General features: G+C 73.5%; 11 protein-coding genes. 7 read left to right on the top strand and 4 right to left on the bottom strand.

The window, feature by feature from the left end; genetic code table 11:
• Window positions 1-37 precede the first annotated feature (37 nt).
• Complete coding sequence (locus ACIQ9E_RS25400) at window positions 38-2,044, top strand: ABC transporter ATP-binding protein (protein ID WP_403710708.1); 2,007 nt, start codon at window positions 38-40, stop codon at window positions 2,042-2,044.
• Window positions 2,041-3,942 (top strand): ATP-binding cassette domain-containing protein, encoded by a 1,902-nt coding sequence (locus ACIQ9E_RS25395; RefSeq protein WP_403710706.1) that lies wholly within the window; start codon window positions 2,041-2,043, stop codon window positions 3,940-3,942. Before ACIQ9E_RS25400 ends, ACIQ9E_RS25395 begins: the two co-directional genes overlap by 4 nt.
• A gap of 78 nt (window positions 3,943-4,020) precedes the next feature.
• Here ACIQ9E_RS25395 and ACIQ9E_RS25390 read toward each other — a convergent pair whose 3' ends face one another.
• The 3 genes from ACIQ9E_RS25390 to ACIQ9E_RS25380 form a co-directional block, all read right to left on the bottom strand.
• A complete protein-coding gene (locus tag ACIQ9E_RS25390; protein WP_403710704.1) occupies window positions 4,021-4,626 on the bottom strand; it encodes a LuxR C-terminal-related transcriptional regulator in 606 nt (201 codons plus the stop codon).
• 413 nt (window positions 4,627-5,039) lie between these two features.
• Complete coding sequence (locus ACIQ9E_RS25385) at window positions 5,040-6,419, bottom strand: SLC13 family permease (RefSeq protein WP_403710702.1); 1,380 nt, start codon at window positions 6,417-6,419, stop codon at window positions 5,040-5,042.
• Between the two features lie 280 nt (window positions 6,420-6,699).
• Window positions 6,700-7,452 carry an IclR family transcriptional regulator gene (locus ACIQ9E_RS25380; protein WP_403710700.1) on the bottom strand — a complete coding sequence of 251 codons (753 nt, stop codon included), beginning with the start codon at window positions 7,450-7,452 and terminating at the stop codon, window positions 6,700-6,702.
• Window positions 7,453-7,549: 97 nt separating this feature from the next.
• Between ACIQ9E_RS25380 and ACIQ9E_RS25375 the strand changes: the two genes are divergently transcribed.
• A complete protein-coding gene (locus ACIQ9E_RS25375; RefSeq protein ID WP_403710698.1) occupies window positions 7,550-8,716 on the top strand; it encodes a pyridoxal-phosphate-dependent aminotransferase family protein in 1,167 nt (388 codons plus the stop codon).
• Window positions 8,717-8,756: 40 nt separating this feature from the next.
• Window positions 8,757-11,771 (top strand): FAD-binding and (Fe-S)-binding domain-containing protein, encoded by a 3,015-nt coding sequence (locus tag ACIQ9E_RS25370; protein WP_403710696.1) that lies wholly within the window; start codon window positions 8,757-8,759, stop codon window positions 11,769-11,771.
• Here the strand turns inward: ACIQ9E_RS25370 and ACIQ9E_RS25365 are convergent.
• A complete protein-coding gene (locus ACIQ9E_RS25365) occupies window positions 11,726-13,381 on the bottom strand; it encodes an acyl-CoA synthetase (RefSeq protein WP_403710694.1) in 1,656 nt (551 codons plus the stop codon). The genes ACIQ9E_RS25370 and ACIQ9E_RS25365 overlap by 46 nt on opposite strands.
• Window positions 13,382-13,718: 337 nt before the next feature.
• Here ACIQ9E_RS25365 and ACIQ9E_RS25360 point away from each other — a divergent pair, with 337 nt between their 5' ends.
• From ACIQ9E_RS25360 to ACIQ9E_RS25350, 3 genes are read left to right on the top strand one after another with little or no spacing between them, the layout of a single operon-like run.
• Window positions 13,719-14,609, top strand: coding sequence for a crotonase/enoyl-CoA hydratase family protein (locus ACIQ9E_RS25360; RefSeq protein WP_403710692.1), 891 nt, complete (start codon window positions 13,719-13,721; stop codon window positions 14,607-14,609).
• Between the two features lie 26 nt (window positions 14,610-14,635).
• Window positions 14,636-15,625, top strand: coding sequence for a Zn-ribbon domain-containing OB-fold protein (locus ACIQ9E_RS25355; RefSeq protein WP_403710690.1), 990 nt, complete (start codon window positions 14,636-14,638; stop codon window positions 15,623-15,625).
• Entirely contained in the window at window positions 15,622-16,683 is a 1,062-nt protein-coding gene (locus ACIQ9E_RS25350; RefSeq protein WP_403710688.1) for a lipid-transfer protein, read from the top strand. Before ACIQ9E_RS25355 ends, ACIQ9E_RS25350 begins: the two co-directional genes overlap by 4 nt.
• Window positions 16,684-16,685 lie beyond the last annotated feature (2 nt).

Raw genomic sequence — 16,685 nt, 5'->3', positions numbered from 1 at the left:
CGGCCCGCACGGGCCCGTACCGGATCCGGCCCCTCTCATGAGCGACGCCCGCACCACCGCTCCGCCGCATCCGTCCCCCTCCCTCCCGCGATCCGGCCGGGCCCTGATCACCGTCCTGGTCCTCTGCACCACCGCGGGCGCCCTCGCCGCCGTCGCGCTGCCCGCCGTGCTCGGCCGGACCCTGGACCGGGTGGTCACCGGGGGCGAAGTCCCCTGGGCCGGACTGGCGCTCTGCGCCGCACTGACCGCCGCCGACGCGGGGCTCGACGCACTCGTCGCCCTCCTCGGCGGCACCAGCACCGCCACCCGCACGGCCCGGCTCCGCACCGAAGCCCTCGAACGGCTGCTGCGCGCGACCCCGCGGGACGCCGATGCCCTGCCGTCCGGGGACCTCACCACCCGGGTCACCGCCAACGCGGCCGACGCCGCGTCGGTCCCCGTCACGGCCGCGGCCGCCGTCCCCGGCGTGCTGCTGCCCCTCGGCGCCGCCGTCGCCCTGCTCCTCATCGACCCGTGGACCGGTCTCGCGCTCGTCGCCGGACTCCCCGCCGCCGTCCTTCTGCTCCGCGTCCTGATGCGGCGCAGCGCCGATGCCGCCGCCGACTACCAGCGCGAACAGGCCCTCGTCGCCACCCGGCTGACGGAGGCACTCGACGGCATCGCCACCGTCCGCGCCGCGGGTACGGCTTCCCGCGAGCACAGCAGGATCACCGAACCCCTCGGCCGTCTCGCCGCCCACGGCCGCCGCACCTGGCGTATCCAGGGCACCGCCACCGGCCAGGCGGCCGTTCTGATGCCCCTGCTGACCGTGGTCGTCCTCGCCGTCGCGGGCACCCGGCTCGCCGCGGGCGCGATCACGGTCGGCGATCTCCTCGCCGTCTCGCGTTACGCGGTACTCGCCCTCGGCCTCGGCGCCCTCACCGGCGCCCTCGGCGCCCTCGCCCGGGGCCGCGCCGCCGCCGCCCGGCTGGACCCGCTGCTCGCCCTCGCACCCGTACCGCACCGCTCCCTCGTGCTGCCGGCCGGCGGCCCCGGCACCCTGGAACTCCGGGACGTCGGCGTGGTCCGCGACGGCCGGACCCTGCTGGACGGCATCACGCTCACCGTGCCCGGCGGCACGTCGGCGGCCGTCGTCGGCCGCTCCGGCGCGGGGAAGTCGCTGCTGGCCGCCGTAGCCGGACGGCTCACCGACCCCGACACCGGGACCGTCGCCGTCGACGGCGTCCCCCTGGACGGCGCCGACCCGATCCGGCTCCGGTACGACATCGGCTACGCCTTCGCCCGCCCCGCCCTGCTCGGCACCACCGTCGAGGACGCCGTCGCACTCGGGCCCGGCCGGCCCGGCCCCGGCGCCGTCGACACGGCGCTGTGCGACGCCAGCGCCGACGGATTCGTCGCCCTGCTGCCCGCCGGAGTCCGGACCCCGCTCGCCGGAGCGCCCCTCTCCGGCGGCGAGTACCAGCGCCTCGGACTCGCCAGGGCCTTCGTCCGCGACGCCCGGCTCCTGATCCTCGACGACGCCACCTCCAGCCTCGACACCGTCACCGAGGCCCGTATCCAGCACGCCCTCGCCCGCCGGGCCGGGACCTGCACCCGGCTGCTGGTCGCCCACCGCGCCGCGACCGCGGCCGCCGCCGACCTGGTGGTCTGGCTGGACGGCGGCAGACTGCGCGCGACCGGGCGCCACGCCGACCTGTGGCGCGATCCGGAGTACCGCGCGGTCTTCAGCACACCCGACCCGACGGGACCGTCCGACCTCACGGGACCGTCGGAGCGCGCAGAACCGTCCGACCTCATGGGACCGGCCGACCTCACAGGACCGTGGGAGGGCGCAGAACCGTCCGACCTCATGGGACCCTCCGGGCGGACAGGACCCTCCGATCCGTCCGCAGCCCCCGAGCGGCTCGACGCCCCGGATCCTTCCGAGCCTCCCGAGCCCCCCGAGCCCCCGGCCCCACCCGGCCCCTCCCGTGTCCGGGGAGCCGACGGCACCACCCACCCCGCCCCCGCGCCCGCGCTCAGCGCCGCCGAGGAGCCGTCATGACCGGCGCACCCGACACCGGGTCCGGCGCCCGCGGAACCAGCGAATCCGCCGGAGACAGCCACCCCCGCGGAAGCGGCGAATCCGGCTCCGCACGCCGGGCCGAACAGCGCGCCCTGCGCCGCGTAGCCGCCGAAGGCCTCCCCTTTCTCCGGGCCCGCACCCGGGTACTCCGCGGACTCCTCGGCTGGTCCCTGCTGGAGTTCGCCCAGACCTTCGCGGGCGGATACGCCGTCGCCCGCGCCCTCGACGACGGCTTCCTCGCCGGAGCCCCCCGTACCGGAACGCTCTGGCTGGCGCTCGCCGCCGTCGCCGTCGTCCCCGCCTTCCTCGCCCAGCGGGGCGTCTTCGCCGGACTCGCGGACCTCGTCGAACCCCTGCGGGACGGGCTGGTACGCCGGGCCACCGCCAAGGCCCTGGCCACGGAAGCGGGCAACCCCGCCGCGGGCACCGGAGCCGTCTCCCGGGTCACCCACCAGAGCGAGATCGCCCGCGACGGCTGGGCCGGACTGGTCCTCGCGCTCCGGGGGTTCGTCTTCACCTCCGCCGGGGCGCTCGCCGGACTCGCGGCGCTCTCCCCACTGCTGCTCGTCGTCGTTCTGCCGCCGCTGCTGCTGGGCACCGGACTCTTCCTGGCCACCCTGATCCCGATGGGCGCCCGGCAGCGGGACTACCTCGACGCCGACGAGGCCTTCGCCGCACACACCGGCCGGACCACGGCCGCCCTCCGCGATATCGCCGCCACCGGGGCGGCCGGCCCGATCGCCGGGCGCAGCAGGGAACTCGCCGAAGCGCAGACCGCGGCCGCCCGCTCCCTCGCCCGCTGGTCGGCCCTGCGGATCGTGGCGCTCGCCGTCGCGGAACGGCTGCCCCCGGTCCTGCTCCTGGCCGCCGCGCCCCGGCTGATGGACCACGGCCTGACCACCGGCGGACTCATCGGCGCCTTCACCTATCTGACGACGTCCCTCGCGCCCGCCCTCAACGCCCTGCTGGCCGCCCTCGGCACGGCCGGCGGCCGGCTCCTCGTCGTCCTCGACCGGTTCACCGGACGGGCCGAACTGCCCCCCGACCCCGCCGCGGCCCCCGGCGGCCGGGGCGCCGTGCCGCGTACCGCCGTGCCCGCGACGGATTCCACGGCGGCCGCGGTCCCGGTGCCCCGCGCCGAACTGCGGCAGGTGTCCTTCGCCTACGGGCCCCGGGCCCGCCCGGTCCTCGACCGGCTCGACCTGCGCCTGCTCCCGGGCGACCACCTCGCCGTGGTCGGCCCCAGCGGCAGCGGCAAGTCCACGCTGGCCGCCGTCCTCGCCGGAATGGCGCGGCCGACCGCCGGGGAAGTGCGCTGGCTGGGCCGGCCGGCCGCCGGGCAGGAGCCCACCGCGGTCCGTACCCTGCTGCCCCAGCAGCCGTACGTCTTCACCGGCACGCTCCGCGACAACCTCCGCTATCTGCGGCCCGGCGCGCCCGACGGCGACCTCGCGGCCGCCGTCGCCGCCATCGGCCTCGACGCCCTCACGGCCCGCATCGGCGGACTGGACGCGCCCCTCGACCCCCGCCGGCTCTCCCAGGGGGAGCGGCAGCTCATCGCCCTGGGCCGGGCCCATGTGGCGACCGCGCCGCTGCTCGTCCTCGACGAGGCGACCAGCCATCTCGACCCGGCGGCCGAGGCCCGCGCGGAGACCGCGCTCGCGGCCCGCGCCGACACTCTCGTCGTGGTGGCGCACCGGCTGTCGTCCGCCCGGCGCGCCGCACGCGTCCTCGTGATGGACGGCGCCCGCACCGAGGAAGGCACCCCGGACGAACTGCTCACGCGCTCCGCGCTCTTCCGTGAGCTGACCGGCCGATGGGCTCCGCCCCGGGCCGCAGAGGTGCCACCGGACCGGGCGGTCCGCTCGTCCCGGTAGCCGTGGTGCCCGGTGGTGGCCGTCGGAGTCGGTCGGAGCCGGCCGGAGTCCCGGTAGCCGCGGTGCGGGCGGTGGCCGTCAGAGCCAGCCGAAGTCCCGGGACAGCCGTATCGCGTCCAGCCGGTTCCGGCCACCCGTCTTCCGTATCGCCGCGGCCAGATAGTTGCGCACGGTCCCGCTCGCCAGATGCAGCGCGCTGGCGATCGACGTCACCGATTCGCCCTCGGCGGCCAGTTCCAGCACCCGTAACTCTCTGGGAGAGAGCGGCACCTCGGAGGCGTTGAGCAGACCGAAGGCGAGCGACTCGTCGATGAACCGGCCGCCCGCCGCCACCTTCCCGACCGCGTCGCCGAGGCTGTCCACGGGGCCGAGCTTGTCGACGTACCCCATGGCCCCGGCGTCCCCGGCCCGGCGCAGATCACCAGCCCGGTCGGCCCGTGCCAGGACCACCAGCCCCGGACCCGACTCCTCGGCACCGCGTAAGGACTCCATGAAGGTGAGCACCTCCATGGAGTGCGGACACTCCAGATCGGTGACGATCACGTGCGGTGGACAATCCTGTACGGCGGTCCTCACGCCGCCCTTGTCGGTGGCGTGTACGTCGAGGTTCTCGTCCTTGCTCAGCAGACAGGCCAGCGAGGCCCTCCACAGAGATACCGCATGGACCAGCAGAACCGTCGTCATGTATTGCTCCTTTGCTCGTGGCCGCGTATCCACAGCGCAGTCGCACGACGCGCTGTGCGCCACTGTTCACCAGTTCAGCACGGTTGAAACGTGCACCACTGACGAAATGACTAATACGGCCCGGTGGCGGGGGAGCGGTGGCCGGAATGCAGAGCCGGAATATGACCCGCCGGTAGTAAACGGGAAAAGGGAGGCCGGGGAGGCCTCCGGGAGGCCGGTGACTGACGGGGCAAGTCGGCCTGGTGGTAGGGGAGTTGGGGGTGTCTCCGGGGAGTGCGGTACGGGAGCGGCGGCACGTTTCCCGTGGTGCCGAAACCCCGGCAGCCGGGCCGCGCCACTGCGCAGCGGCGGGTCCGGTGGGTGGGGGCGGGCCCGGGGGCGGGGTGTGCGGACCCCGCCCGGGCGGCGTGAATTCAGAGCCACCCGGGGGCGACGAACAGCAACCAGGTCACCGGCGGTGCCACGACCGCCATGCTGAATCCCCAGACCATCAGCCGGCGGAACACCGTCTCCCGCTCCCCCTCCGGCGCGCTCGCCGTTACCAGGGCTCCGCTGGTGGAGACCGGCGAGGAGTCCACCACCGACGAGGAGATCGCCAGCGCGATCACCAGACCGACCGCGCCCACCTCGCCGGCCAGCAGGAACGGCACCGCGAGCGGGATCAGTGCCCCGAGGATGCCGGTCGTGGAGGCGAAAGCGGAGACCACCGCCCCGATGGCGCAGATCAGCAGGGCGCCCAGGAGCGGTGTCCCGATACCGGCGACCTCGGTGCCCAGATACGAGATGGTGCCGATCCGCTCCATCATCGCGACGAAGGTGACGATGCCGCAGACCAGCAGCACCGTGGACCAGGCGCAGCGGTCCACGGCCCCCTTCGAGGACTCCGGGGAGACCAGGGACAGCACCACGGTGACGGTCAGCGCGAGCAGTCCGACATGGAGATCGAAGACGAGCGCCCCGAGGACCAGGCTGAGCAGTCCCAGCAGGGTCAGGGCGCGGATCCGGTCGAGCCGCAGCTCCGGTTCCACGGTGGATACGACAGGGGCGGGTGCCAGCGCGACGGCACCTCCCGCGCCGGGCGCCCCGGCCGCGGAGGCCCCCGGGGATCTCGGGGCCGGGGCGGAGCCCGTACCGCCGGATCCGGCCGGCGGGGGTACCGCGGCGGTGCCCTCTTCGCCCACCCGGCGCCCCAGCAGCCCGCGCCCGCCGAAGAGCGCGAAGACCACCAGACAGAGCAGGACGTTGAAGACGAAGGAGGCGGCGAAGAGCAGGGCGGGGTTGCCCGGGATCCCGTTGCGGGAGACGACGCCGTTGGTGATGCTGCCGAAGACGCTGATGGGCGAGAATCCGCCCGCACTGGCCCCGTTGATGATGAACAGGCCCATCAGTACGGGGTTGATCCGGTAGCGGGTGGCGAATCCCGCTCCGATCGGGGCGACGATCGCCACCGCGGCGGGCACCACGGCGCCCACGGCCGTGAGGGTGGCCGTGACCAGGAACAGGACCCAGGGGATCAGGGCGATCCGGCCGCGTACGGCCCGGGTCGAGGCTTGTACCAGCCAGTCCACGGTGCCGTTGTTCCGGGCGATCGCGAACAGGAAGGTGACGCCGACCAGAACGACGAAGAGATCGCCGGGGAAACCCCCGAAGAGATCGTCCGCGGACTGGCCGAAGAAGAGGGATCCGGTGACGAAGGCGGCCACGATGGCGAGGGCGCCCATATGGACAGAGGTGACGGTGGCGACGGTGAAAACGACGGCTAGAGCGGCAATGGCCAGGACGTGATCGGACACGAGGCTTCCTCGCCTTCGGTCGATGGTCACTACGGGGCGACGGCACCACCGGGCGTGCGGGTACGCCGAGGGGGAGGGCGGTGCCGGAAGGGGGCGGGCCTTGACGCGTTGTCCCCACGCATCAACGAATTCCGCCATTTGGAACGCAAGTTCCGCGATGGGGAGTATGGAAGGCCCCCGCTCCTGGCCGAGTCAAGAGGTCGGACAGAGATTCCCCGAGCCGTCCGATCCGCCGCGCCGCGTCCCCCGGCCGTTTCGGCGGGCCGTCTCAGCGGCCGTCTCAGCGGGCCGGGGGCCGCCCCAGCGCCTCGCCCACCGACCGGGCCGCGTCCCGCACCGCCGCGCCCAGGGCGGCTTGGGAGCCGTCCGTCATCCGGCTGCTCGGAACATTGACGCTGATGCTCGCCACCGGGGTGCCCGAAGGGTCGACCACGGCCGCCGCCACCGCCGACACATCGGTCCGCCACTCGCCGCCGTTGGTCGCGTAACCCCGCGCGCGGATCGCCGCCAGCTCGGCGCGGAGCGCGGCCGGATCGGTGATCGACGCGTCCGTGAACCGTTCGAGACCGTGTGCGATCAGCCGCTCCACGGCCTCCGCCGGGCCGGCCGCCAGGAGGGCCTTGCCGTTCGCCGAGGCGTGCGGCGACAGCACATGGCCGAGCGGCAGCACGATCCGTACCGGCTTGCTGGTCTCCAGCCGTTCGACCAGCACCACCTTCCCGCTCTCCGGCACCGCCAGATGCACGGTCTCGTCGGTGAGCCGGCGCAGGTCCTCCATCACCGGGACCGCGATATCGCGCAGGTCCAGCTCGCCCGTCGCGCGCCGGCCCACATGCAGTGCCTTGGTGGTGACGGTCCATCGCGTGGGGGTTCCGGAGGCCGGCCGGATCCACCCCGCCTCGTGCAGGGTGACCAGGGCCCGCTGGACGGAACTCTTCGGCAGGCCGAGCGCCCGCGCCAGCTCGGCGACCCCCGCGGGCTGCCGTTCCGCGACCTCTTCAAGGGTGCGCAGGGCATTGAGAACGTTCTGCATCTATTGACTCCCGGGTAGGGCCGTGCCATTCTCCCCGTGCCATCCCACGGTACAGCGTGCCGCTACACGGCACAAGAGTTTTGGAGGAGTCCCTCCCATGACCGTTCGCACCGGCCGGCACTTCCTGCAGATCCCCGGCCCCACCAACGTCCCCGACCAGGTCCTCCGCGCCATGTCCGCCCCCACCTGCGACCACCGGGGCCCCGAGTTCGCCGCCCTGACCACCCGTCTGCTCGATGTGATCAGGCCGGTCTTCGGCACCTCGGGCCCCGTGGTGATCTACCCGTCCTCCGGCACCGGGGCCTGGGAAGCCGCCCTGGTCAACACCCTCAGCCCGGGTGACCGGGTGCTCTGCTTCGAGACCGGCCACTTCTCGACCCTCTGGGAGGAGATGGCCCGCTCCCTGGGCCTGCGGACCGAGATCGTCCCCGGCGACTGGCGGCACGGCGCCGACCCCGACGAACTGGCGCGCCGGCTCGCCGCCGACACCGACCACTCCGTCAAGGCGGTCTGCGTGGTCCACAACGAGACGTCGACCGGCGTCACCAGCCGGATCGCGGACATCCGCCGCGCCATCGACGAGGCAGCCCACCCGGCCCTGCTGCTCGTCGACACCATCTCCTCCCTCGGTTCGATCGACTACCGCCACGAGGAGTGGGGCGTCGACGTCACCGTCTCCTGCTCCCAGAAGGGCCTGATGCTCCCGCCCGGACTGGGCTTCAACGCCGTCAGCCCCAAGGCGCTCGCCGCCCGCGAGCAGGCCGGACTGCCGCGCTCCTACTGGGACTGGGGGCCGATCCTGGAGGCCAACCGCCGCGGCCAGTACCCCTACACCCCGGCCACCAACCTGCTCTACGGGCTGGTGGAGGCCGTGGAGATGCTCAACGCCGAGGGGCTGCCCGAGGTGTACGCCCGGCACGCCCGGCACGCGGAGGCGACCCGCGCCGCCGTCCGCGGCTGGGGCCTCGAAGTCCTCTGCGCCGACGAGCGCGAACACTCCGGGTCGCTCACCGCCGTCCTCCTGCCCGAGGGCCACGACGCCGACAAGGTCCGCCGGATCGTCCTGGAACGATTCGACATGTCCCTCGGTGCCGGGCTCGGCAAGCTCGCCGGGAAGGTCTTCCGGATCGGGCACCTCGGCCACTTCAACGACCTCACCCTCGCCGGAACCCTCGCCGGGGTGCAGATGGGACTCCACCTCGCCGGAGTCCCCGCCGACCCGGCCGGACTCCCCGCCGCGCTGGAGGTGCTCAGCACCCCGTGACGCCCCACCGCCCGACCGCATCCTTCCGGGAGCACCGCCCATGACCTCCGTCCACGACAGCCCCGGAGCCGTGCCCCCGGCCCCGGCCGCAGACCGAACCACCGCCGACCGCGATCTCGAACACCGCCTGCGCCGCGAACTGGACGGCGAGGTCGCCTTCGACGACTACACCCGCAGGCTGTTCTCGCGCGATGCCAGCATGTACGCCATCACACCCCGCGGCGTCGTCTTCCCCCGCCACGAGGACGACGTCCGGGCGGCCGTCGCCGCGGCCGCCGAACACGGCCTTCCGGTACTGCCCCGGGGCGCCGGCACCAGCCTCGCCGGGCAGACCGTCGGCCCGGGGCTCGTCCTCGACCTGTCCCGCCATATGAACAAGATCATCGAGCTCGACCCCGGCACCCGTACCGCCCTGGTGGAGACCGGGGTCGTCCAGGACCAGCTCAACCGGGCGGCCGCCCCGCACGGGCTGATGTTCGGCCCCGACACCTCCACCAGCAACCGCGCCACCCTCGGCGGAATGATCGGCAACAACTCCGCGGGCAGCGGCTCGCTGCGCCACGGAATGACCATCGACCACGTCCGCGCCCTCGACGTCGTCCTCTCCGACGCCACCACGGCCCGTTTCGAACCCGTCGACGAGGCCGAACGCGCCCGCCGCGCCGGACGCGCCACCCTCGAAGGCCGGATCTACCGCGAACTCCCGGAGATCATCCGGGCCGACGCGGCGGCCATCGCCGACGGCTTCCCCCGCTTCTGGCGGCGCGCCTGCGGCTACCGCCTCGACCGGCTCGCCCGCGACGACACCCCCTTCGACCTGGCGAAGTTCGTCGTCGGCTCCGAAGGCACCCTGGTGATCGCCACCCGCGCCCTGGTCGATCTGGTGCCCAAACCCCGGCACACCGTCTCCGCCGTCGGCCACTTCACCTCCGTCGCCGGAGCCATCGGCGCCACCGAATCCGCCCTCTCCCTCGACCCGTCGGCCGTGGAGCTGATGGACCGCACGATCCTGGACCTGTCCCGCCGCAGGATCGAGTACGCGTCCCTCGGCTCCCTCCTCGAAGGCGACCCCGAAGCACTCCTGTTCACCGCCTTCACCGGTGACGACGAGGCCGAACTGAAGGACCGGCTGGCCAAGCTGACCGCGCTCTGGCGGGCCGAGGGCCACGGCTACCACACCCTCCAGGCCGTCACCCCGGCCGAACAGACGGCCCTGCTGAAGGTCCGCAAGGCCGGACTCGGACTGCTGATGGCGGCGGGCGAGGGCACCCGGCGGCCACTGGCCTTCGTCGAGGACACCGCCGTCGACCCGGTCCACCTCGCCGAGTACACCGCCCGCTTCAAGGACATCCTCGACGCCCACGGACTGACCGCCGGGTTCTACGGGCACTGCTCCGTCGGCTGCCTCCACATCCGGCCCTTCCTCGACCTCACCGACCCCGACCAGATCGCCACCATGCGGACCGTCGCCGAGGAGATCAAGGACCTGGTCACCGAGTACGGCGGGGTCAACTCCAGCGAACACGGCGACGGGCTCGCCCGCAGCGAGTTCAACCGGGAGATCTTCGGCGACGACCTGTACGAGGCGATGCGCCGGGTGAAGCGGGTCTTCGACCCCGACAACCGGATGAACCCCGGCAAAATCGTCGACGCCCCGTCGATGACCGACCATCTGCGCGATCCGGCCCTGCCGCCCGCCCCCGAACTCCGCACCCGGCTCGACTTCGAGGTGCTGGGCGGAATGCGCGGCGCCGCCGACCGCTGTATGAACATCGGACTCTGCCGCAAGAGCGGCACCGGCACCATGTGCCCCTCCTATATGGCCACCCGCAACGAAGAGGACTCCACCCGCGGCCGGGCGGGCGCCCTGGTCAAGGCGCTCTCCGAACCCGACCCCCGCAAGGCGCTCGGCGACGAACGCCTCCACGAGGTCCTCGACCTCTGCCTGATGTGCAAGGCCTGCAAGAGCGAATGCCCCCTCGGCGTCGATATGGCCACCCTCAAGGCCGAGGCGCTCTCCCACCACCACGATCTCCACGGCACCCCGCTGCGCTCCCGGGTCTTCGGTTCGATCCGCTTCCTCAACAGACTCGGCTCCGCCACCGCGCCCCTGTCGAACCTGCCGGGCCGGATCGGCCCCGTACGGAAGCTGATGGACCGCCTGCTCGGCATCGCCCCGGCCCGGCCGCTGCCCCGCTTCGCCCGCCGCAACCTCGTCCGCTGGTTCCGCCGCCACCGGCGGACCGCCGCGGCCCCCGGCAGCCAGGGCGTCCTCACCTATCTCGCCGACTCCTTCACCACCTACACCGAACCGGAGATCGGCCGGGCCGCCATCGAACTCCTGGAACGCGCCGGCTGGGACGTCCGGCTGGAGAGCGGAGGCTGCTGCGGCCGCTCCAGCCTCTCCAAGGGGCTCGTCGAGGACGCCGCGAACAAGGCGTTCGCCCTGGTGCACCTGCTCGCCGAGTCCACCCCACCGGGCTCACCCGTCGTCGGCTGCGAACCCTCCTGCCTGATGACCCTGCGCGACGAACACCGCGCCCTGCTCCCCGGGGACTCGGCCGTCGAGGACATCGCGGGCCGGGTCCAACAGGTCGAGGAGCTGGTCACAGCCGCGATCGACGACGGCAGACTGACGCTCGGCGCCGACACCTGGCCCGCAGGACGGCGCCTCCTCTACCACGGCCACTGCCACCAGAAAGCGGAGGTCGGCACCGCCGCGACCATCGAGATGCTGCGTCGCATCCCGGGCGCCGAGGTGGTCGAGGTCGACGCGGGCTGCTGCGGAATGGCAGGCTCCTTCGGCTTCGAGTCGGAACACTACGACGTCTCCCTGACCGTCGGCGAGGACCGGCTCTTCCCGGCGGTACGGGCCGAGGGCGACGACACCGTCATCGTCGCCACCGGCGTCTCCTGCCGCCAGCAGATCTTCCACGGAACCGAGCGCACCGCCTGGCACCCCGTCCAGCTGATCCGCGCCGCCCTGGCCGACGGCACCGCGGACCCCGCTCACCCCGCGGCGGCCTCCGACGCCACCGACCGGGCCCAGCGGTAGTCCGCCTTGCCGCTGGGGGAGCGCCGGATCTCCCCCGCCACCACCAACTGGCGGGGGAGCTTGTACCCGGCCAGCCGCTCCCGGCAGTGGTTCCGGATCTCGTCCAGCGTGGGCGGCACCACCCCGTCGCGCAGCTGGACGACGGCCGCGACCCGATGCCCCCACCGGGCATCGGGCACCCCGGCGACCAGGGCGTCGTAGACACCCGGATGGGCCTTCAGGGCCTGTTCCACCTCCTCCGGATACACCTTCTCGCCACCGGTGTTGATGCACTGCGAACCCCGCCCCAGGACGGTGACCACCCCGTCTCCGTCCACCGTCGCCATGTCCCCGAGCAGCACCCACCGCTCGCCGCCCCGCCGGAAGAAGGTCTCCGCGGTCTTGGCCGGATCGTTGTAGTAGCCCAGTGGCACATGGCCGCGCTGCGCGATCCGGCCGGGCTCGCCCACGGCGACCGGCTCGTACGTCACCGGGTCGACCACCGCCGTCCGCGCGTTGACCCGGAGCCGGAAACCCTTCTCGGGCCCCGAGTCCTCCGTGGCCGTCCCGTTGAAACCCGACTCCGACGAACCGAAGTTGTTCAGCAGCATGACGTGCGGCGCCAGCGCCGCGAACTCCGCCCGTACCGAATCCGACATGATCGCCCCCGACGACGAGATACTGAACAGCGACGACAGATCCGTGCCCGCCATCGGCCCGGACAGCGCGTCGATCAGCGGCCTGAGCATCGCGTCGCCGACCAGCGACACCGTGCTGACCCGCTCCTTCGCCACCGTACGGAGCACATCCTCGGCCGTGAACCGGCGGTGCAGCACCACCCGCTGGCCGAAGTGGAAAGCGATGAACGTGGTCAGGGTGGAGGTTCCGTGCATCAGCGGGGGAGCGGGGAAGAAGACCAGCCCGTCACCGCCCGCGGCCACCCGTTCGGCCAGCTCCTCCGGACGCCCCACCGGCACCCCCGTCGGCGCGCCGCCGCCGAGCCCGGAGAAGAACAGATCCTCCTGGCGCCACATCACCCCCTTGGGCAGCCCTGTCGTACCGCCCGTGTAGACGATGAACAGATCGTCCGCCGACCGCGCGGGAAAGCCGCGCTCCGGGGACGCGGCGGCCGTCGCCGTGGCGAAGTCCACCACGCCCGGGACCCCGTCCGCGCCCGGCCCGCCGTCCCGCCCGCCGTCCGGCCCCCCGCCCCGCTCCCCGACCCGCAGCAGATGCCGCAGCTTCTCCGTCCGCGGCAGCGCGCCCGCCACCCGCCCGCCGAACTCCGCGTCGAAGACCAGCGCCGCGAGATCCGCGTCCCGGTAGAGATGGACCAGCTCCGCCTCCACATACCGGTAGTTGACGTTCACCGGCACGATCCGGGCCTTCAGAGCGCCCAGGAGGGTCTGCACGTACTCCACACCGTTGTACAGATGCAGCCCGAGGTGCTCGCCGGGCCGGATCCCCGCCGCGGTCAGATGGTGCGCGACCCGGTTGGCGGCCGCGTCCAGTTCCGCGTACGTCAGCCTGCGCACCGCCCCTGTCCCGGGAAGGTCGGCATAGACCAGCGCCTCCCGGTCCGGCACCGCGTCGACGACGGACTCGAACAGGTCGGCAAGGTTGTACTCCACCGTTCCTCCTGACCCTGGGCGCGTCCCGCGCGATGCGGCGGACTCGGTCCGAGCCGCCCGCCGGGGTCCGGGTGCACGTCCCGGCGTCCGGGACAGACGCCGGGACCCGCACCCGGACGGTCGAGGGCCGCCGGCCCGTCGGGCCGGGGCGCCCAGGCTGTTGGCCGGCCGGTCCGGACGAACGCCCGGCGAGGCGCTCAGGCGGACATTAGAGCGCCCGCCGCAGAATCTGGGAAGAGCGCCGCACAAATAATCTGACTAAGTGTCAGAAAGCTATTGAACCGTTCGCCGGGCTCCTGCACCCTGTTCCCCCGGTCCACGACGGGAGGCCCCGCGGATGGCACGGAACGGCGAGACACCGCACCACCCGACCGGCACGGAAGACCACGAGTCCGGCACCGGCGAGGCCGGCGGGCCGGGGGCGACCGGCCCCGGAACCGAACATCTGACCGTCACCCGCGAGGGCGCCACCCTGATCCTCACCCTCGACCGCCCCGAGGCCAGAAACGCCCTCTCCCTGCCCATGCTCGTCGGCCTGTACGACGGCTGGCTGGCCGCCGACGCCGACGACTCCGTCCGCTCCGTCGTCCTCACCGGCGCGGGCGGAGCCTTCTGCGCCGGAATGGACCTCAAGGCGCTCGTCGGAGGCGGCACCGCCGGACCCCGGTACCGCGAGCGGATGACGGCCGACCCCGATCTGCACTGGAAGGCGATGCTCCGTCACCACCGCCCCCGCAAACCGGTGATCGCCGCCGTCGAGGGCCCCTGTGTCGCGGGCGGTACCGAGATCCTCCAGGGCACCGATATCCGGGTCGCCGGCGAGAGCGCGGTCTTCGGCCTCTTCGAAGTCCGCCGCGGCCTCTTCCCCATCGGCGGCTCGACCGTGCGCCTGCCGCGCCAGATCCCCCGGACCCACGCCCTGGAGATGCTCCTCACCGGCCGCCCCTACACCGCCGCCGAAGCCCGGGACATCGGACTGATCGGCCGGGTCGTCCCCGACGGCGCCGCCCTCGCCACGGCCCTGGAGCTGGCCGCCGCCGTCAACGCCTGCGGACCGCTCGCCGTCGAAGCCGTCAAAGCCTCCGTCTACGAGGCCGCCGAACTGTCCGAGACCGAAGGCCTCGCCGCCGAACTGGCCCGTGGCCGGCCGGTCTTCGCCACCGAGGACGCCGCGGAAGGCGCCCGTGCCTTCACCGAGAGACGCGATCCCGTCTACCACCGCCGCTGACCGCCCACGACCCGCACGGAGCCCGTATGACCAGCGCACCCGGGCCGCCCGGAGCCGGCCCCCTCACCGCCCCGCTGACCGTGGAGTTCCCCTTCACCCGCTCCCTCGGCCCGGTCCAGAGCGCCTTCCTCACCGGACTCCGCGAACGCGTCGTCCTCGGCGTCCGCACCGGCAGCGCCGGAATCCTCGTCCCACCCGTCGAATACGACCCCGCCACCGCAGCCGAACTCCGCGAACTCGTCCAGGTCGGCACCAGCGGCACCGTCACCACCTGGGCCTGGAACCCCCGCCCCCGCCCCCGCCAGCCGCTCGCCCGCCCCTTCGCCTGGGTGCTGGTCCGGCTCGACGGCGCCGACACCGCCCTGCTGCACGTCCTCGACGCCCCCGGACCCGAGGCCGTCCGCACCGGCATGCGGGTCAGGATCCGCTGGGCCGCGACCCGCAGCGGCGCGATCACCGACATCGCCTGCTTCGAACCCGACGACACCCCGCCCGACGACACCCCGCCCGACCGCACCCGGCCCGTCCGCCCCCACGACGGCACCTTCGACTCCCCGGTCACCGGCATCACCACCCCCGCCCGGCTCGACTACACCCACACCCCCGGCCGCGCCCAGACCCGCTACCTCCAGGCCCTCGGCGGGCGGAAGATCACCGGCGAACGCTGCCCCTCCTGCCACAAGGTGTACGTTCCGCCCCGCGGAGCCTGCCCCACCTGCGGCGTCGCCACCACCGGACAGGTCGAGGTCGGCCCCCGCGGCACCGTCACCACCTTCTGCATCGTCAACATCAAGGCCCGCAACCTCGATATCGACGTGCCGTACGTCTACGCCCATATCGCCCTCGACGGCGCCGACCTCGCCCTCCACGCACGCATCGGCGGCATCCCCTACGACGAGGTGCGGATGGGACTGCGGGTGGAACCCGTCTGGACCGACGGCGCCCGCCACCCCGACCACTACCGCCCCACCGGCGAACCCGACGCCCCCGACGACACCTACCGGGAGCTGCTGTGACACCGCCCGCCGACACGGCACCCGTCGCGGTCGTGGCCTTCGCCCAGACCGTCCACCGGCGGCACACCGGCGAACTGTCCGAAACCGAGATGCTGATGCCCGTCCTCCACCAGGTACTCGCCGCCACCGGACTGCGCACCGCCGATATCGGCTTCACCTGCTCCGGCTCCTCCGACTACCTCGCCGGCCGGGCCTTCTCCTTCACCCTCGCTCTCGACGGCGTCGGCGCCTGGCCCCCGATCTCCGAATCCCATGTCGAGACCGACGGAGCCTGGGCCTTCTACGAGGCCTGGGCGAAACTGCTCACCGGCGAGACCGACACCGCCCTGGTCTACGCCTACGGCACCTCGTCCGCCGGAGACCTCAGGGACGTCCTCAGCCGCCAGCTCGACCCCTACTGCACCGCCCCCCTCTGGCCCGACTCCATCGCCCTGGCCGCCCTCCAGGCCCGCGCCCTCATCGACGCCGGACACACCACAGGACCGGCCCTCGCCGCCATCGCCGCCCGCAGCCGCGCCGACGCCGCCGCCAACCCGTACGCCCAGCTGCGCGGCGCCGTCGCCCACGGCGACCCGGTCGTCCACCCCCTGCACACCGGGGACTGCCCGCCCGTCGGCGACGGCGCCGCCGCCCTGGTACTCGCCGCCGGGGACCGGGCCCGTGAACTGTGCGCCCGCCCCGCGTGGATCACCGGCGCCGACCACCGCACCGAGGCCCACGCCCTCGGCGTCCGCGATCTCACCGACTCCCCCTCCACCCGGCACGCCGCCCGGCGCGCCGGGGCCTTCGACCGCCCCCTCGACCTCGCCGAACTCCACGCCCCCTTCACCTCCCAGGAAGTGGTGCTGCGCCGCGCCCTCGACCTCGACGCGAGGGTTAGGGTCAACCCGTCCGGCGGAGCCCTGGCCGCCAATCCCGTGATGGCCACGGGCCTCGTCCGCATCGGCGAGGCCGCCGCCGCGATCCACCGCGGCGAGGCCGGCCGCGCCCTGGCCCACGCCACCTCCGGCCCCTGCCTCCAGCAGAACCTGGTCACCGTCCTCGAAGGGGAGGCCTGATG

Source organism: Streptomyces sp. NPDC094448 (assembly GCF_044763775.1).
Taxonomy (GTDB): domain Bacteria; phylum Actinomycetota; class Actinomycetes; order Streptomycetales; family Streptomycetaceae; genus Streptomyces.
Note: the sequence above shows the minus strand (reverse complement) of the source record. Positions and strands in the feature narration are given on the sequence as shown.